General features: G+C 66.6%; 15 protein-coding genes. 4 read left to right on the top strand and 11 right to left on the bottom strand.

All coding sequences use genetic code 11. The features are described from left to right. Positions 1-119 precede the first annotated feature (119 nt). The 10 genes from FGS76_RS09795 to FGS76_RS09840 form a co-directional block, all read right to left on the bottom strand. On the bottom strand, positions 120-1,325 hold the full coding sequence (locus tag FGS76_RS09795) for an MFS transporter (protein ID WP_170214450.1): 1,206 nt from the start codon (positions 1,323-1,325) through the stop codon (positions 120-122). 180 nt (positions 1,326-1,505) lie between these two features. Then, positions 1,506-2,780 (bottom strand): allantoate amidohydrolase, encoded by a 1,275-nt coding sequence (gene hpxK, locus FGS76_RS09800; RefSeq protein ID WP_138772457.1) that lies wholly within the window; start codon positions 2,778-2,780, stop codon positions 1,506-1,508. Beyond that, complete coding sequence (locus FGS76_RS09805; protein ID WP_138772458.1) at positions 2,777-4,027, bottom strand: pyridoxal-phosphate-dependent aminotransferase family protein; 1,251 nt, start codon at positions 4,025-4,027, stop codon at positions 2,777-2,779. Before FGS76_RS09805 ends, hpxK begins: the two co-directional genes overlap by 4 nt. A gap of 162 nt (positions 4,028-4,189) precedes the next feature. Continuing rightward, the gene (locus FGS76_RS09810; RefSeq protein ID WP_138772459.1) at positions 4,190-5,035 is read right to left on the bottom strand and encodes a MurR/RpiR family transcriptional regulator; all 846 of its coding nucleotides are present in this window, start codon (positions 5,033-5,035) and stop codon (positions 4,190-4,192) included. A gap of 142 nt (positions 5,036-5,177) precedes the next feature. Continuing rightward, positions 5,178-5,801 carry a DUF1826 domain-containing protein gene (locus tag FGS76_RS09815; protein ID WP_138772460.1) on the bottom strand — a complete coding sequence of 208 codons (624 nt, stop codon included), beginning with the start codon at positions 5,799-5,801 and terminating at the stop codon, positions 5,178-5,180. Between the two features lie 228 nt (positions 5,802-6,029). Further along, a complete protein-coding gene (locus FGS76_RS09820; protein WP_138772461.1) occupies positions 6,030-7,619 on the bottom strand; it encodes an ABC-F family ATPase in 1,590 nt (529 codons plus the stop codon). Between the two features lie 208 nt (positions 7,620-7,827). Beyond that, on the bottom strand, positions 7,828-9,207 hold the full coding sequence (locus FGS76_RS09825) for a PepSY-associated TM helix domain-containing protein (RefSeq protein ID WP_138772462.1): 1,380 nt from the start codon (positions 9,205-9,207) through the stop codon (positions 7,828-7,830). Continuing rightward, positions 9,207-11,363, bottom strand: a complete 2,157-nt coding sequence (locus FGS76_RS09830; RefSeq protein ID WP_240692492.1) for a TonB-dependent receptor — start codon at positions 11,361-11,363, stop codon at positions 9,207-9,209. The genes FGS76_RS09825 and FGS76_RS09830 overlap by 1 nt, the downstream gene beginning before the upstream one ends. A gap of 83 nt (positions 11,364-11,446) precedes the next feature. Then, positions 11,447-11,872 (bottom strand): hypothetical protein, encoded by a 426-nt coding sequence (locus FGS76_RS09835; RefSeq protein WP_138772463.1) that lies wholly within the window; start codon positions 11,870-11,872, stop codon positions 11,447-11,449. A gap of 105 nt (positions 11,873-11,977) precedes the next feature. After that, positions 11,978-12,688, bottom strand: a complete 711-nt coding sequence (locus FGS76_RS09840; RefSeq protein ID WP_138772464.1) for a phosphoadenylyl-sulfate reductase — start codon at positions 12,686-12,688, stop codon at positions 11,978-11,980. Positions 12,689-12,945: 257 nt separating this feature from the next. Between FGS76_RS09840 and FGS76_RS09845 the strand changes: the two genes are divergently transcribed. The 3 genes from FGS76_RS09845 (at position 12,946) to FGS76_RS09855 (ending at position 16,098) form a co-directional block, all read left to right on the top strand. Then, positions 12,946-13,365: a DUF4168 domain-containing protein gene (locus FGS76_RS09845; RefSeq protein WP_138772465.1), complete on the top strand. Its 420-nt coding sequence runs from the start codon at positions 12,946-12,948 to the stop codon at positions 13,363-13,365. A 235-nt stretch (positions 13,366-13,600) separates the two neighbouring features. Further along, positions 13,601-14,218, top strand: coding sequence for a YceI family protein (locus tag FGS76_RS09850; protein ID WP_138772466.1), 618 nt, complete (start codon positions 13,601-13,603; stop codon positions 14,216-14,218). Between the two features lie 233 nt (positions 14,219-14,451). Beyond that, entirely contained in the window at positions 14,452-16,098 is a 1,647-nt protein-coding gene (locus tag FGS76_RS09855) for a DEAD/DEAH box helicase (RefSeq protein ID WP_138772467.1), read from the top strand. A 61-nt stretch (positions 16,099-16,159) separates the two neighbouring features. Here the strand turns inward: FGS76_RS09855 and FGS76_RS09860 are convergent, their stop codons facing one another. Further along, complete coding sequence (locus tag FGS76_RS09860) at positions 16,160-16,366, bottom strand: dodecin (protein WP_138772468.1); 207 nt, start codon at positions 16,364-16,366, stop codon at positions 16,160-16,162. A gap of 197 nt (positions 16,367-16,563) precedes the next feature. Between FGS76_RS09860 and FGS76_RS09865 the strand changes: the two genes are divergently transcribed. Beyond that, entirely contained in the window at positions 16,564-17,082 is a 519-nt protein-coding gene (locus FGS76_RS09865; protein ID WP_138772469.1) for an Hsp20/alpha crystallin family protein, read from the top strand. The last annotated feature ends 183 nt before the right edge of the window (positions 17,083-17,265 follow it).

A 17,265-nucleotide genomic window follows, 5' to 3' on the forward strand; every position in this document is an offset into this window, starting at 1 on the left:
TTTTCTTTCAGCCTTGGGTTGTTGCCCCGGCAGCAGCGGACCAAACGCCGGCGGTTGGCCTTGAAACAGAGCACTGGCGCCTTGTGTCCTCGGTGGGCTTTTGTTGGATTCATCGCGGGTTAGAGAGCGGCGATGTGCCGGGCGTAGTGGCACGGGTTAAAGCGCAACGCCATGGCGATCAGCACCACGTAGAGCGCCCCCAGCCCCACCCAGGCCAGAGCGAAATCGCCCAGACGGTCGCGGATCAGACCGGCCAGGAACGGCGAGAAGGCGGCGATCAGGTAGCCGATGCCCTGGACGATGCCCACCAGGGCGCCGGCCACTTCGGCGTTGTCGTGGTGGTCCATGGCGACGATCAGGCTGAGCGGAAACAGCCCGCCGATGCCCAGGCCCAGCAAGGTGGCCACCAGCAGCGGTGAGCCCAGGGGCCAGCCGGCCAGCAGCACGAACCCGGCCAGGGCACTGGCGAGCACCGCCAGCAACGCCGGGCGGCGGTCCGGGCTTTTCAGGACCAGGGGCGGCAGCAGCAGGCCGGCCACCACTTCCATGGCGGTGAGAAAACCGAGCAGGCCGCCGGCCTCCGTGGGGCTGAAGCCCCGCGCCACGTAGTAAGGCGGCAGCCAGGCCAGCACGCAGGTGTAGCCGGCGGTGCCGAGGCCGAAAAACAGCGCCAGGGTCCAGGTGCGCGGCCGTCGCCACAGGCCGGCGGCGGAAGCACTGTCGCCATGCGTCGGCGCCGCGCCAAACAGGCCCCGGCCCCGCCACCAGGCCAGCAAAGCCAGCACCGCGAGCAGCGCCCACACCGCCAGGCCGGCCCGCCAGCCGCCGGCCAGGGTGGCCAGCGATGGCGCCAGGGAGGAAGCCAGGGCGGCGCCGCCCATCACCGCGGCGATGTACCAGCCCATCACCAGGGCGGTGTAGCCGCCGGCGCGGCGTTTGATCAAGGCAGGCAGGCGCACCTGCAGAAAGGCGATGCCGAAGCCCGCCACCAGGGCGGTAAGCATCAGGCCCGTCAGGGTCTGGTTGGCGAGACGGGCCAGGTCCGCCAGCAGGATCATCAGCAGCGATGCCACCACCAGGGCCGGGTCGCCGAGGCGGCGCGCCAGGCCGCCGCCAATAAAACAGCCGGCGGCCATGGCCAAGACCGGCAAAGTGGTGAGCAACGCCAGGCCGGTATAGCTGGCGCCCAGTTCCGCTTGGATGCGGTCGGCCAGGGGCCCCACCGCCGCCATGGAGGGCCGCAGGTTCAGGCCCACCAATACAGCCACGGTGATCATGCCCGCCAGGGCGCGGCGTGGTAGCTGCGCCGGGGTTGGGGTGCTCATGGTGCTTCCTCGCTGAGTGAAAGTGCGCGGAAGTCTGCGACCTGAACCGTGGTTAAGGTCAAGGGGGTGATATGGCGACCGCCCTGGACATTGATCGGGCTCGGCGGCGCCAGGGCGTGGTGGGGGATGCCGCCGCTTTACGGCGGATCGCGACCGAAGCGGTACGCCGCCCGGTCGCTCCTACGAAGGCGAAGGTGGCTCGGAGGCCAGGTTGGTGACCGCGTGGGCGTAGGCGCGGATGGCCAGGGCCACGTCGTCGGTGGTCACGGATTCCGCCGGGTGGTGGCTGATGCCGCCTTTGCAGCGCACGAACAGCATGGCCACCGGCCAGTGGTCGGCCAGGGCGATGGCGTCGTGGCCGGCGCCGCTGGGCAGGTGCGGAGCGCTGCCCTGCACCTCGGTGATGGCGTTGGCCAGATGGTGTTGAAGGCCGGTGTCACAGGCGGTGGCGGCGATGCGGTAGAACTCGTCCGCCTGGAAGGTCAGGCCGCGCCGTTCGGCGATGGCCCGGGCGCGGGCCAGCAGCTCGTCGAGCAGCGCCTCCAGCGGCCCTTCCTGCGGGCCACGCACATCCAGGGTCAGTTTCGCCTGGCCGGGGATCACGTTCACCGCCCCGGGCTTGCACTGCAATGAGCCCACGGTGGCCACCAGCTCCGGGCCGGTCTCGCCGGTGGTGCGTTCGATGTCGATCATCCATTCGGCGGCGCCGGCCAGGGCGTCGCGGCGCTGGGTCATGGGCACGGTGCCGGCGTGGCCGGCCTGGCCGGTGAAGGTGCAGTTGAGGCGGCGGGCGCCGTTGATGGCGGTGACCACGCCCAGGGCCTGGTCGGCTTTTTCCAGGCAGGGACCCTGTTCGATGTGCAGTTCCAGGTAGGCGGCGATATCGCCCAGCGACCGCGCGGCGTCGGTGAGGCGGTGCGGGTCCAGCCCGAACTCGCGCAGGGCATCGACCACCCGGGTGCCCTGCTGGTCCTCTTGCTCCAGCCAATCCCCGGGCCAGGTGCCGGCCAGGCCCCGGCTGCCCAACAGGGTGATGCCGAAGCGGGTGCCCTCCTCGTCGCCGAAACCGACCACTTCGATGGCCAGGGGCAGGCGCGCGTTTTGCTGGTGCAGGTGGCGCACGGTTTCGATGGCGGTGAGCACGCCAAGCATGCCGTCGTAGCGGCCGGCGTCGCGCACCGTGTCCAGGTGGGAGCCCAGCAGCAGGGCCGGGGCGTCCGGAGTGGCGGCTTCATAGCGGCCACAGATATTGCCGACGCTGTCCTGCCACACGGTCATTCCCGCTTCGCGCATCCAGTCGCCGGCCAGGGCGTTGGCGCGTTTATGCTCCGGGGACAGATAGACCCGGGTCAGGGCGTCGGGCTGTTCGCTGATCGCCGCCAGTTCGTCACAGCGGGCCATCACCCGTTCGGCGGCGGCGCGGGCATCGTCCGGGGTCATGGCGGCGGGGTTCATGAGGCGTCCCCCACTTGCCGGTCGTAGTAGTCCCAGGCGGCCTGGGCGCCGCCGCCGTCCGGCGCGCGGAAGCCGAGCCGCCGCAGCACCGCTTCCAGGGCGGTGAGCGTTTGCAGCACGCAGTCCTTGCGGGCGTTGTAGCCCATGGTGCCGATGCGCCAGATCTTGCCCTGCAGGGGGCCGAAGGAGGTGCCGATCTCGATGCCGAAATCGTTGAGCAACAGGCTACGCACCTGCTCGCCGGGGATGCCGTCCGGGATCGTCACGCACAGCATGTTGTTCATCTTGTGGTCCAGGTCGCCGAAGGTTTCCAGGCCCATGCCCTGCACGCCATGGAGTAAGGCGGTGCCGTGCAGGGCGTGGCGGGCGATGGTGTTATCCAGCCCTTCCTGGAGGATCAGCCGGGCGCATTCGCGGGCGGCGAACAGCATGCTGGTGGCCTCGGTGTGGTGGTTGAGGCGCTCCGGACCCCAGTAGTCCATCACCATGCCCAGGTCGAAATAGTTGGAGGCGATCATCTCGTCCTCGCCGTCCTGGTGGGCGTCGGTACGGATGCCCTGCTCCACGTGCTTACGGCGGCGGATCACTTCTTCCATGTTCGGGCCCAGGGTCACCGGGGCGCTGCCGGAGGGGCCGCCCAGGCATTTCTGCAGGCCGGCGGACACCGCGTCCAGGCCCCAGGCGTCGGTTTCCAGGGGGTTGCCGCCAAACGAGGCGGTGACGTCGGCGTAGAACAGCACGCCGTGGCGGCGGCAGATCTCGCCCAGCTCCGCCAGCGGCTGTAGCTGGCCGGTGGAGGTATCGCCCTGCACGGTGAGCAGCAGCCGGGGTTTGACCCGCTGGATGGCGTCCTCGATAACCTGGGGCTCGAACACCTGGCCCCAGGGCACCTCGATGCTGTGCACCTCCGCCCGGCAGCGGCGGGCGATCTCGCACAGCAGATGGCCGAAGCGCCCGAACACCGGCACCAGCACCCGGTCGCCGGGGCGGATCGCCGACACCAGGATCGCTTCGATGCCGGCCCGGGAGGTACCGTCCACCAGCATGGTCCAGCGGTTTTCGGTGCGGAACAGGGCCCGGTAGAGCGCCATCACCTCGTTCATGTAGCCGGTCATGGCCGGGTCGTACTGGCCCACCAACTGGGCGGCCATGGCCCGCAGCACCCGGGGGTCCGCGTTGATCGGCCCCGGGCCCATCAATAGCCGGGCGGGGGGATTGATCTGGTCGAACTGGCTGATCTCCAGCATGGGCGTCCTCTTTGCGGGTGAAGGCATCGCGGCTGAAGCCGCTCCTACGGGGGCCTGGCGGCGGCTCGGAACAACGAAACAATAGTTTCAATAATACACAAAAGAAACAACTGTTCCAAGGGCGGCATCAAGCCGCCCTGGCCTTTCTGCCGGAAGGAAGCGCTAGGGGGAGGGTTTTTCCAGTTCGTCCAGGTCGTCGTAGAGGGCGGTGATCTGGTGGATGCGCCGGCGCCCGGAGGCCAGTGCCTCGTGCAGCACCGCGTTGGCCAGCAGGCTGGCCAGGCTCATGGCGGCGGCGTAGCTGTCGAAGGCGGACAGGCTGTCCAGCGGCACCGGGAAGTGCCAGCGGGCCAGTTCCGGCAGCGCTCGGGCCTGGGGCTCACACAGCAGCACCACCGGTATCTTGCGCTGCCGCAGGCTTTTCAGCAGGGGCGCGATCAGCCGGGGCCGGCGGCGAAACGCCACCACCAGCACCACATCCGCCGGGGTCAGGTCCACCAGCTCTTCCGCCAGGGTCTGCCCCGGCTGCGGGGCCAGGCGCACCTGGCCCCGGGCCTGGATCAGCTGCTGGCGCAGGTGCAGCGCCACCGGATAAGCGTTGCGCTGGCCGACGATCAGCACCTGGCCGGCACCGGCCAGGGCCGCCGCCGCCTCGCCCAGCCGGCGGGCGTCCAGGCCGGCCAGACACTGGTTCAGGTTGGCCAGCTCCTGCTGGTAATGGCGGGCCGGCAGGGTGTCGCCGTCGGCCAGGCCACGGGCGTCGGCCAGGGGCACGCCGCTTTGCCGCAGGGCGCGCAGCTCATCGCGAAGGGCCTTGTAGCCGCTGTAACCGAGCCGCTTGAACAGGCGGCTGACGGTGGGCTTGGACGCCCCGCTCAGCCGCGCCAGCTCGGCGCTGTTGTAGCTGATCAGGTCGTCGTAGTGGTCGAGGATAAAGTCCGCCACCCGCCGCTCCTGGGGCGACAGGCTTTCGTAGTGGGCGCGCAGACGCTCATTCAGTGGTTGCATCCGGTTCTCTGAAACGGTGGGCGTGAAACCTTTGTTTCAGGGACCATACCACAGGTGTCCGCCGGGAGCGCTGCGCGGCAACCTCATCGGGTTACCTGCGCCATCAAAGGCGGAAGTCATCCTGACGCCATGGGCGCGGCACTCAGACGTCCAGGGTCACCAGCAAACGTTCGCCGCCGCTGGCTACCGGCGGCGAGCGGTGTACCACGCCCTTACCGGGCTGATCGTCCCAGTTCTCGCCTTTGAAGAAGGCCACCTGGCCGGGCTCAAGACGTTGGATGGCGGCGGCCTCCACGCGGCCTTCCTGGCATGAGCCGGGGACCAGCAAGCCTTCTGGCACCGACGGTGCGGGCAGCCATTCGCTGCCAGGGCCACCGTAGGTGCACAGCAACCGCACCGGGATGCGGTCCACGTGGAAACGGGGGCACATGGGTTTGGTCAAGGCGGTGACGCGCACGCCGACGCCCTCCACGCCGAACAGGCAGGTGGTCATGTCGGCGAGCAACGCCAGGTCTTCGCGCAGTGGGCCGTAGGCCGGGTCGGGCAGAAGCTCCTGCAAGGCGGGCGCCAGCGCGTCCGCGTTCAGCCAGCTTCTGATCGCCAGCCGCTGCCGGCAGGCCAGAGCCACCACCTCCGGCCCCACCGGGGACGGGCGGTCCCACAGCGCCACCCGCACCGGCTCCTGCATGATGTCCGCGAGCACCAGGGGGTCCTGGTCCCGGACCAGGCCATCGGGGTTGGAAACTACGATTTGCCGGGCGAGCATAAAAACCTTCCGCTTTACGTGGGCTTGATTGTCGATGTTATAACATATCAACCGAAAGCGGCAATGCACCCCGCCGGGGCTGGCCTGGTAATGGCGTTTTGAGGGTTTTGTAGGAGCGGCTTTAGCCGCGACCAGCATCAGCCGCGATGACGATGGCACCACGGCTGATCGCGGCTAAAGCCGCTCCTACAGGGGACAGCCCCCCCGGCGGGGGGCTTTACGTGGCCGTCAGGCCACGCCCTGGCTTTGCAGGTAGTCTTCGTAGCTGCCGTGGAAATCGACGATGCCGGTGGGGGTCAGCTCGATGATGCGGGTGGCCAGGGACGATACGAATTCCCGGTCGTGGCTGACGAACAGCAGCGTGCCGGGATAGTTTTCCAGGGCCAGGTTGAGCGACTCGATGGACTCCATGTCCAGGTGGTTGGTGGGCTCGTCGAGCAGCATGATGTTGGGGCGCTGCAGCATGATCTTGCCGAACAGCATGCGGCCCTGCTCACCGCCGGAGATCACGTCCACGGTCTTGTTGATCTCCGTGGAGGAGAACAGCAGCCGGCCCAGGGTGCCGCGAATCACCTGTTCGTCGTCGCTGGGTTTGCCCCATTGGCTCATCCAGTCGAACAGGTTCAGCTTCTGCTCGAAGTCGGCGGCGTGGTCCTGGGCGTAATAGCCCAGGGTGGCGTTCTCGGACCACTTCACCTGACCGGCGGTGGGTTCCAGATCGCCCACCAGACAGCGCAGCAAGGTGGACTTGCCGACGCCGTTGGGGCCGATGATGGCGATGCGCTCGCCCACTTCCACACGCAGGTCCAGGCCGGAGAACAGTTCTTCGTCAAAGGTCTTCGCCAAGCCTTTCACTTCCAGCGCATTCCGGAACAGTTTCTTGTCCTGCTCGAACACGATGTAGGGGTTCTGGCGGCTGGACGGTTTGATCTCCTCCAGCTTGATCTTGTCGATCTGCTTGGCCCGGGAAGTCGCCTGCTTGGACTTGGAGGCGTTGGCGGAGAAGCGGCTGACGAACTGCTGCAGGTCGGCGATCTGCGCCTTCTTCTTGGCGTTGTCGGCGCGCTTGCGTTCCAGGGCCTGGGTGGCGGCGGTCATGTACTCGTCGTAGTTGCCCGGGTAGACGCGCAGCTCACCGTAGTCCAGATCCGCCATGTGCGTGCAGACGCTGTTCAGGAAGTGGCGGTCGTGGGAAATGATGATCATGGTGCACTGGCGCTGGTTGAGCACGTCTTCCAGCCAGCGGATGGTGTTGATGTCCAGGTTGTTGGTGGGCTCGTCCAGCAACATGATGTCCGGGTCCGAGAACAGCACCTGGGCCAACAGCACGCGCAGCTTCCAGCCCGGCGCCACTTCGCTCATCGGACCGAAGTGCTGCTCCACCGGAATGCCCACGCCCAACAGCAGATCGCCGGCGCGGGACTCGGCGGTGTAGCCGTCCAGCTCGGCGAACTCCGCTTCCAGCTCGCCGGCGCGGATGCCGTCTTGCTCGGTCATCTCCGCCTTGGCGTAGATGGCGTCGCGCTCTTCCTTCACCGTCCACAGCTCTTCGTGGCCCATGATCACGGTGTCCACCACCGAATACTGCTCGTAGGCGAACTGGTCCTGGCGCAGCTTGCCGATGCGCTCGTTGGCTTCCTTGGACACGTTGCCCGCGGAAGGCTCCAGGTCACGGCCGAGGATTTTCATGAAGGTGGATTTACCGCAGCCATTGGCGCCGATCAGGCCGTAACGGTTGCCGTCCCCGAATTTCACGGACACGTTCTCGAACAGCGGCTTGGCGCCGAACTGCATGGTGATATTGGCGGTGGTCAGCAAAGTTGGTCTCGAATAGCAGGAGTGGTGGGGCGAAAGGCGGCGGATTATCGCACAGACCCACCCCACCGGTCACACCGCACCGTCTTAAAGCCCGGATTCGCTCACCGAAAACCGCCGCTAAGCCCCAAAAACCCCGCCAATTCCCCACCCTACCCCTTAAAAATCAACCCTTTACCGGGGTCCGACCCCGGGTGGCAAAATCAACCCCTTACCGGGGTCCGACCCCGGGTGGGCGCCCGGGTGGGGCGGGTGGGCGGGGGGTGAGGCGGCGCCATAGGGCTTCCGCGGTCAGTACCAGCAGCAGGCTGAGGCCCGCCAGGGGCAGGAGCGCGAGCAGGGCCGCCAGCAGCAGCACCAGCGTGCGTGCGCGCACCGGCGGCGCGGCGGGGGCGCCGATACCGCCGGCCGGGCGGCGGCGCCACCACATCACCAGCCCGGTGATCACCAGGGCGATGATGGCGATGCAGGCGAGCAGCATGATCAGTTGGTTGGCGCGGCCGAAGTAGTTGCCCATGTGCAGGGCGACGCCGTATTCCACCGCCTTGGCGATGGCGCCGTACTCGGCGAAGCCGGTGTTCACCAGCACCTGGCCGTCGCTGTCAAAATGCAGGGTGCGCTGTCCTTGCGGGCGGGCCGGGTAGGTGTAGGCGCTGTAGGGGTCGCCGGCCTCGGTGGGGATCGACAATCGGTAGGCCAGCGGCAGACCGTTGGCGGCCAGGGCCCGGTGCACCCGGTTGATGGCCGCCGTGGAGGTGTCCAGCGCCGCCGTCGGGCCATGATGGTGGTGATGGTCATGGGCCGCTGGCACCGTGGGCAGCGGCGCTTGCTGCAGGGCCCAGGGCGCCTCGCCCAGGGTGTCCAGCAGCGTCTTGCCGCTGTCACCGCCGTGGTGGCGCAATTGCGGCGGATAACCCAGGCCGAGGGCGTTGCTCACCGGCGTCAGCACCCGGTCGCCCCAGAAGCTGGCCCAGGGCAGGCCGGTAATGATCAGGAATACGATCAGCACGGCGGCGTAGACGCCGGTCAGCCGATGCAGCTCTCGCCAGCGGGCACGACCACGGCGCTGACGGTTGAACCGGAAGCCGACGCCCCGGCCCCGGGGCCACCACAGGTAGAGGCCGGTGGCGATCAGCACCAACGCCCAGCTGGCCGCCAGTTCCACCACCGCGTCACCGCCTTCCCCCAGCAGCAGGGAGCCGTGCATGCGGTCGGCGAACCCCACCAGGGTGCGCGCATAGATGAAGTCGCCGAGCACCGCCCCGTTGCCCGGGTCGACGAACACCCGGAACGGCTCACCCTGTTCCGGCGTGACGAACACCTCGGCGCTGCGCCCCGGCTCCACCGGCATATCAATGCGGGTCACGGTGGTGTCGGGATAATGGGTGCGCACCGAGGCCACCAGGTCACCGGCCGGCCGCACCGTGTCGCCGCTGGGGGCGAAGCGCAGCTGCGGGTAAATCCAGTCGTTCAGTTCGTCATTGAACAGATAGAGGGCGCCGGTGATCGACAGGATCAACAAAAACGGGGCCGTGAACAGCCCCGCGTAGAAGTGCCAGCGCCACACCGTGGCGTAGCCGTTGGCCGCCATCAGAAGCGGCCGGTCCAGCCGAGTTCCACGCTGCGCGGCGCGCCGATATAGACCTGGGTGGCGCTGTAGCCGGACCAGTCCGCGTAGAACTCATCGGTGAGGTTGCGGCCGCGCAGGGTCAGGGTGCCCTTGGCCAGCGGGTAGCTGACCCAGGCGTCCAGCAACGTGCGTTCGTCAATGCGGTATTGGTTGCTGGTGCTGGTGTAGAAATCACCGGTGTAACGCACCGCGCCGCCCAGGGTCAGCGGCAGGCCTGGCAGCGTGTAGGCGCTGCTCAGGTTGGCGGTTTTTTCCGGCACATTGGTGAGCCGGTTGCCGGACAGGTCCACGCCGCCGGCACCCAGCAGCTCGTCGTATTCGGCGTCGTTGTAGGCGCCATTGAGGTTGATCCACCAACGCTCATGGGGGCGCAGGGTGAGATCCACTTCCACGCCCTCGGCCCGCAGGCTGCCGCCCTGCACCGACAGGGACGGGTTGGCCGGGTCGCGGGTGAGAATGTCGTCCTGATCCAGGCGATAAAGGGATACCGTCAGGGTCGCGCGGTCATCCAGAAACGCCGCCCGGCTGCCCACTTCCACGGACCGCCCCTTGCTCAGATCGAACCCGGCGCTGCTGGCCCGGCTCAGCAGCAAGCCGCTCACCGGCGCCGCCGCCCGGTTGTACTGGGCGAACACCTGCACCCGGTTGCTCAGGTCGTAGACCGTGCCCAGACGCCAGGACAGATCCTCGTAGGTTTGCCCGAAGGTTTCCCGGGTGCCGGCGCTCAGGTCGTCGATGCCCCGGTCCAGGTCCAGGTATTCATAGCGCAGGCCGCTGACCAGCACCCAGTTGGGCGTCAGGTTGAGCGCGTCCTCCACGAACAGGGCGCCGCCGGAAACCTGGCTGTCGTAATCCGCCCGGGAGCCGTAGTTGGCCGGACTGTTGGGCGGCAGGTAACCCCGATCCGGGTCGAACGGGTCCACCGAAGTGGTGGTGCCAAAGCGGCGGCGGCTGTCGAAATCGGTGTACTGGTATTCCGCGCCCACCGCCACGCGGTGGCGGCGCTGGCCGAGCCGGCCGTCATAGACACCGTAGAAGCGGTCGGTGGCGAAACGGTGATGGTGGTTGATACGCGTGGTACCGCGATCCAGTTCCCCGGTGGTGTCGTTGTAGGTGAAGTCCTCGGAGTTGGCCCAGTCCCGGTTGGCGTTGTACAGGCTCAGTTCGTTGACCAGCCGCCACTGGCCGGTGAGCTGGTAGTCGGCCTTGGTGCGCAACCACTGGCTGTCGGCGGTCATCTTGCCGTCGCGCACGTTGTAGTTGTTGTCACGCATGGATTCATCCAGCACCAGCCCGCCGCCGGACACCACGTCGCTGGGGTCGCGGGCCACGCTGGCCGGCACCAGCGGCGTGCCCTGGTAGGGGGTGGCGTAACGGTCGGTGTACAGGTCCAGCGCCGCGCTCAGGGTCAGCCGGTCGCTGGCCTGGATCAGAATACCGGTGGTCAGCGCGGTGGTTTCCGAATCGGTGTCGTCCACGTAACCGCTGCTCTGGCTATGGCTCAGGTCGGCGCGCACCGCCACGTTCGGCGTCACCACCCGGTTGGCGCCCAGACCCAGACGCAGGCTGTCGTGGCTGCCGTATTCGATCATGCCTTCCTGGCGATTGCCGGCCAGATCAGGCTTACGCGTCACCAGGTTGATGGTGCCGCCCAGGGCGCCGCTGCCGTGCAACACCGACGCCGGCCCCTTGAGTATCTCCACCTTCTCCAGATTCCAGGTGTCCAGGTTGCGCGACACCATGGACGGGTCCGCCACGCGCACCCCGTCGAACAGATAGCCCACATCGGTGAGGCCGCGCATGGACACCGACGCCGGCGAGCCGGGGATGTTGCCGGCGGCCACGCCCGGGGCGCTGCGGTACAGCTCGATCAGATTGCGCAGTCCCAGCTGCTCGATATCCTCACGGTCCACGGTGCTCACCGTGGCCGGGGTTTCGCGCTCACTCAGCCCCAGGCGGCCATCGGTGGTGGTGGGCGACGCGGGCGCATCGACCTGGTCGGCCACTTCCACCGCTTCCAGCCGGTGCGACGGCGGTTGCGCCCAGGCGGCGGGCATTAACAGGGACAGAACGACAAGCGAACCGATACGATCGGCACGGGCGGGCAGGCGCGACACGGCATACTCCAGACGGGGGTGATATCGCGCGCCAGCCTAGCGATCAGCGGAAGAAAGGGAATGCGGCGTTTTGTCGCAGTGGCTCAGGAAGCGGGGTCGGGCAGCAGGATCTCCACGGTCTGCCGTTGCACCGGCTTGCCCGGCTCGGTGAAGCGGAACCCGCCCACCTCGGTGCGGCCCGGCTCCAACTGCAGCGCGGATTGCATGCGCCGCTGCAACGGCGGGTCCACCTCGTCATACAGTTGGGCAATGTCCAGCTCATACAGCGTGGGCCCCCGGCGGCGAATGTCGATGCGGTGATCCTCTCCCTCGCTGTGCCAGTGGGTTCGGGTATCCGTGTTGCGCAGCTCGATCACCATCACCCGGGTGTCGCCCCGGACTTCATGAACAATGCGCAGATCATCGTGCCAGGGGGCCGGCACACCGGGCAGCAGGCCGCCGCGCCAGGCGGCGACCAGGGACAGGATAAGCAGGCCGACAATGGCCAGAAATCGGAAGGGTCGGTTCATGGCGGCAAGCTTCCCTGAAGCGGCAAAAAAATGGAACCCCCGGCGCCAGAGCGGATGCCATAAAAAAACGGGCCGAAGCCCGTTTCTTTCAATTGCGCTGCACGCTTAAAGGTGGATGCCGCACTCGGTCTTGCTGGAACCCTGCCAGCGGCCCTCGCGGCCTTCGCCCTTCCAGGTGCAGTGGCTGCAGCCGATGGAGTGGTAGCCTTCCTGGACCAGCGGGTGGAACGGCAGGTCGTGGTCGGCGATGTAGGCGTCGCGCTGCTCCCGGGTGACATCGATCATCGGGTTGAATTTGATCATGCCGCGGCGCTCTTCAAAGATCTCCAGGCCCGCCCGGTGCTCGGTCTGCCAGCCCATCAGGCTGGAAATCCACAGGTCGTAGTTTTCCTTGGCGTCTTCCAGGGGCTGCACCTTATTGACCTGGCAGCACAGATCCGGGTCGGTGCGCCACATTTGCTCGTCCTGGGTGATCTGGTGCTGCCGGGAATCGGCGCGCAGGTCGATCACGTCCAGCTTGAACCGTTCGATCAGGTAGTCCTTGTAGTCCAGGGTCTGCTCGAAGTGGTAGCCGGTGTCGATGAAGTGAATCTTCTGCTCGGGCCGGATGCTGGAAATAATGTGCAGAAAATAGGCGGAGGTCGCCGCGAAGGACGAGGTCACCATGATCTTGTCAGGGGCGAAATCCTGATAGACACGGCGGATGCGCGCCTCGAAATCCAGGGGCGCGTAGGTCCGGTTAAGGTCCTCGATGGCGTCCCGGGAGAGGCCGGCGCTGTTGTCGCCCACTCGTGTGATCAGCTGCGCGTTACCCATGGCTTTGCCTGTCCTTGTTCAAGATCGGTAGCTAGAAACCGCCATGATAAGGATGGGCGAACCATTGAAAAGAAATATATGGTGCTATTTTTATTCCCTTAGAGAATATACCGCCGGACGGTCGGCGTGCTTTACACAATTTGACGGTGCCCGGGCGAAACTCCCGCCCCGCCGCCGGTCCTAACAGGAAGACGCTGATCCTGGCGTCTGGCTTATACCGGAAAACGTGCTTACACCGGAAAAGGAGTTCAACCGTTATGAAAAAACCCGCTTTGTCTCTGTCCGCTCTGCTGCTCGCCGCCGGCCTCAGCGGCACCGTCGCCGCCCAGCAGCCACCCCAGTCGCAGCAGCAGGGCGCCACCGGCCAGCCCCCCACCGCCGAGACGCCGCGCCCGGCGCAGCCGGCGTTGGGCGAATCCTCGGACATTTCCGACGATGAGGTGGCACGCTTCGCCGACGCCCAACAGAAGGTGGAGGAAATCAAAGGCCAGTACCGCGTCAAGGTGCAGGAAAACACCGAGCAGCCCCAGCAGGCCATGGAAGTGCAACGGGAGGCGCAACAAAAGATGGTGCAGGCGGTGAAGGACACCGGCCTGGAAGTGCGCAAGTACAATCAGATCGCCCAGTTGGCCCAGTACGATGCCGGCCTGCGCGAGCGTATCGAGAAACACCGCTAACGGCGGTTGATAAGGCTTGGGGAGAGGCGATGTTTGGCGTCCGGCCCGGTGGGCGTGGCCCGCCACCGGGCCGCCCCTCCCCTGCTTCCGCCTCCTCTCTGGGAGGTCCGACCCCGCCCATTCCGGGCAAAGATCGAATAATCCGAACAAACCGTGCCGGTGAGACGCTGGTTTCCAGCCCCGCTGGCCGGCTACTCTGGGCGCCCGTTCAGACAGTTTTTCGTAAGGAGACGTTATGCGATCCGCACTTGCCGGCCTGTTCACCGCCGCCCTGCTGGCCACCGCCGCCCCGGCGCTGGCCGCCCCCACCGAATACACCCTGGACCCGGGCCACACCCAGGTCCGTTTTTCCTGGAATCACTTCGGCTTCTCCGTGCCTGAGGCCAACTTCAATGACATCAGCGGCACCGTCACCGCCGACCCGGACAACCCCACCGACGCCCGGGTGAACGTGACCATCCAGGTGGACAGCATCGACACCCACGTGCCCGCCCTTAATGACCACCTGCTCAACAAGCCGGAATTCTTCAAGGCCAAGGAGCACCCCACCATTACCTTCAAGAGCACCGGCGTGCGCAACGTGGCCAAGGATAAACGGTCCTTCGAGCTGGTCGGCGACCTGACCGTCAATGGCATCACCAAGCAGGTGGTACTGGACACCACCGTCAATAAAGTGGGCAACCACCCCATGTACGACGGCGCCCCGGCGGCCGGCTTCAACGCCACCACCACCCTGAAGCGCTCCGACTTCGGCATGGACGCCTACGTGCCGGCGGTGAGCGACGAACTGGATGTGCGCATCACCGTGGAAGCGGTGGAAGCGGACGCCTTTGCCAAGAAGCAGGAGGGGTAACAGCAGGTACCCGCCGCCTATCGCGACTGAAGTCGCTCCTACAGCAGCATTCAACGCCTTTGTAGGAGCGACTTCAGTCGCGATAACCTCCCCCCACCACACCCTAACCCCAGAAAAAGCGTGCATTTCCGCCACGCCTCACGTATAGTCCGCCTCCCTTCATTTCAGGGCCACGCCGGCACCGCACTGATCGACAAGCCCGGCCTAGCGCCCGTCCACCGAAAGGTCTGTGCATGTCGTTCGATACCCTGGGTCTGCCCGAGTCTTTGCTCGGCGCAATCGCCCGTCTTGGCTTTGAAACTCCTTCTCCGATTCAAGAACGCAGTATTCCCGCCCTGCTGGAAGGCCGCGACCTGTTGGGTCAGGCGCAAACCGGCACCGGTAAAACCGCTGCCTTTGGCCTGCCCCTTCTGGCCCGTCTTGATCCGGCCCTGAAAGCGCCGCAAATGCTGGTGCTCGCTCCCACCCGTGAACTGGCTCTGCAGGTCGCGGAAGCCCTGGAAACCTTCGCCTACGGTATGCCCGGCATCACCGTGACGCCGATTTACGGCGGCGGTGGCTACCGGGATCAGCTGCGCGCCCTGAAAAGCGGCTCCCAGGTGATCGTCGGCACCCCCGGCCGGGTCATGGACCATATGGAGCGGGGCAGCCTGCGCCTGGACCAGCTGCGCGCCCTGGTGCTGGACGAAGCGGACGAGATGCTGCGCATGGGCTTTATTGACGACGTGCGCTGGGTGCTGGAACGCACCCCGGCCGCCTGTCAGCTGGCGCTGTTCTCCGCCACCATGCCGCCGGCGATCAAGACCATCGCCGACCAGCATCTGAAAACGCCGGAATGGATCCGCATCGATGGCGGCGGCGCCAGCACCGGCGAACACATCCGCCAGCGCTACTGGCCGGTGGCCGGCATCAACAAGCTGGACGCCCTGTGCCGGATTCTGGAAGCGGAACGCCACGACGGCGTGATCGTGTTCGCCCGCACCAAGCAGGCCACCATCAACCTGGCCGAGCAGCTGCTGGGCCGTGGTTTCCGCGCCGAAGCACTGAATGGCGACATGCCGCAGGCCCAGCGCGAAACCACCGTGGCACGGCTGCGCGAGCACCGCATCGACCTGCTGGTGGCCACCGACGTGGTCGCCCGGGGCCTGGACGTGCCGCGTATCACCCATGTGTTCAACTACGATATGCCCACCGATCCGGAAGCCTATGTGCACCGCATCGGCCGCACCGGCCGGGCCGGCCGTGACGGCGAGGCCATCCTGTTCGTGGCCCGCCGAGAGCAGGGCCTGCTGCGCGGCATCGAGCGCACCACCGGCCAGCGTCTGACGATGATGGATCTGCCCTCGGTGGACGACCTGAACCAGCGCCGCCGGGACGGCTTCCGGGACCGCCTTGGCGCGGCCCTTAAGCATGCGGAAGTGGACGCTAATCGGGCGTTCCTGGCCGAACTGTCCCAGGACCTGGAACTGCCCGCCGAGGACCTGGCGGTGGCCCTGGCCACCCTCATGTTCGAGAAGGAGCCGCTGTTCCTGAAGGCCGCGCCGCCGCGCCCGCCCCGCGAAGCCCGGGAGCCGCGCGCCAAGCAAGGCGACCGCAAGGCACCCGCCAAACGGGAACGGAAACTGGGCAAGGGCGCCCGCCCCGCCGGCCCGATGAAAATCTATCGTGTCGCGGTGGGTGAGACCCACGGGGTCCGACCCGGAAATCTGGTGGGGGCGATTGCCAATGAGGCGGGCTTGAGCAGCGCGCAGATCGGGGCGATCAAGATTCATCAGGACCACAGCACCGTGCAACTGCCGGAGGCGCTCAGCGCCAAGCAGCTGCATCAGCTGCGCACCGCCCGGGTGTGTCAGAAAATGCTGGAACTGGAAGTGGTGTAAGCCATCCGGGGCGGCGGCAGCCCGCCGCCCCGCTCTCTCTGTTCAGTCCACCCGGTTCTGTTCAGTCCACCCGAAAGCCCACCTTGACCACCACCTGGAAGTGGGCGACCTGCCCGTTCTCCACATGGCCCCGGGTTTCCTTCACCTCGAACCATTCCACGTTATCCACGGTCTTGCCGGCCGCCGCCACGGCGTTGCGCACCGCGTCCTCGATGCTGTCCTTGGATGAGCCGACCAGTTCCAGCTTCTTGTAAACGTGCTCACTCATGTTTGCCTCCTTTCGTGATTGTCCCTCCAGGCTTGATTGTCAGGCGCCCCTGTTTCAAGGGCGGGGGCCAGGGTTTTACGGTTATTTCGCAAATTACCAATGCTGACGCCGGTCAAAAAAGCGACGGGCGGAGGGCTTGAATCAGCGCCGCCCGGCCTTAATGTGGAAACCAAGAGGTTGTCAGAAGGAGTTGCACCATGAGCACCAAAAGCAAGCTGCATCCCTGGAACTGGTTGAGCAAGGAAACCAGCCGCGACCGGCCCCTCACCCAGCGGCGCCCTTCCCACCCGCTGCTGCGCTGGGACCGGGAATTCGATAACTGGTTTGAACAGATGCTCGGCGACATGGCCTGGACCACTCCCGCGCCCCACGCGGAGCCGTCGGCGCCGTTCCGCCCCAGCATCGACATCGTGGAAAAGCCGGACCGCTATGTCATCACCTTGGAGGTGCCGGGCCTGCGCCGCGACGATCTGTCGGTGGAGCTGGACGGCGATGCCCTGGTGATCACCGGCCGCAAGGAAGAAACCCGCCTCAACGACGAGGACGGCTATCACTACAGCGAACGCCGCTTCGGTCGTTTTCAGCGGTTACTGACGCTGCCCGCGGACGCCGACGGCGACGCTCTCAGCGCCGCCTTCGACAACGGGCTGCTGACCCTGGACGTACCACGCCACGAAAACCACCCGCGCAGCACCCGCACCATCGATATCCGCTGAGCGGACTCAATCCCCGCCGGGGCCACCCCGCCGGCCCAGGGACAACGACCCCGCCGGCCGGTTTCCTGGCCGGAAACGGGTGATCGGCGCCCCAAGGTCCGGGCAACCCAGGGGCCTGCCCCTTATACACACCTGAAGCCCCCGGCCACTCCCTACGTCGCGACCACCGCCGCACCGTGTGTG

This window comes from Alloalcanivorax gelatiniphagus, assembly GCF_005938655.1.
GTDB lineage: Bacteria > Pseudomonadota > Gammaproteobacteria > Pseudomonadales > Alcanivoracaceae > Alloalcanivorax > Alloalcanivorax gelatiniphagus.

Excerpts from the sequence above, each read along its gene's own strand:
- FGS76_RS09795 (WP_170214450.1), bottom strand. The coding sequence starts at position 1,325 with ATGAGCACCCCAACCCCGGCGCAGCTACCACGCCGCGCCCTGGCGGGC.
- hpxK (WP_138772457.1), bottom strand. The coding sequence starts at position 2,780 with ATGAACCCCGCCGCCATGACCCCGGACGATGCCCGCGCCGCCGCCGAA.
- FGS76_RS09805 (WP_138772458.1), bottom strand. The coding sequence starts at position 4,027 with ATGCTGGAGATCAGCCAGTTCGACCAGATCAATCCCCCCGCCCGGCTA.
- FGS76_RS09810 (WP_138772459.1), bottom strand. The coding sequence starts at position 5,035 with ATGCAACCACTGAATGAGCGTCTGCGCGCCCACTACGAAAGCCTGTCG.
- FGS76_RS09815 (WP_138772460.1), bottom strand. The coding sequence starts at position 5,801 with ATGCTCGCCCGGCAAATCGTAGTTTCCAACCCCGATGGCCTGGTCCGG.
- FGS76_RS09825 (WP_138772462.1), bottom strand. The coding sequence starts at position 9,207 with ATGGCGGCCAACGGCTACGCCACGGTGTGGCGCTGGCACTTCTACGCG.
- FGS76_RS09835 (WP_138772463.1), bottom strand. The coding sequence starts at position 11,872 with ATGAACCGACCCTTCCGATTTCTGGCCATTGTCGGCCTGCTTATCCTG.
- FGS76_RS09840 (WP_138772464.1), bottom strand. The coding sequence starts at position 12,688 with ATGGGTAACGCGCAGCTGATCACACGAGTGGGCGACAACAGCGCCGGC.
- FGS76_RS09845 (WP_138772465.1), top strand. The coding sequence starts at position 12,946 with ATGAAAAAACCCGCTTTGTCTCTGTCCGCTCTGCTGCTCGCCGCCGGC.
- FGS76_RS09850 (WP_138772466.1), top strand. The coding sequence starts at position 13,601 with ATGCGATCCGCACTTGCCGGCCTGTTCACCGCCGCCCTGCTGGCCACC.
- FGS76_RS09855 (WP_138772467.1), top strand. The coding sequence starts at position 14,452 with ATGTCGTTCGATACCCTGGGTCTGCCCGAGTCTTTGCTCGGCGCAATC.
- FGS76_RS09860 (WP_138772468.1), bottom strand. The coding sequence starts at position 16,366 with ATGAGTGAGCACGTTTACAAGAAGCTGGAACTGGTCGGCTCATCCAAG.
- FGS76_RS09865 (WP_138772469.1), top strand. The coding sequence starts at position 16,564 with ATGAGCACCAAAAGCAAGCTGCATCCCTGGAACTGGTTGAGCAAGGAA.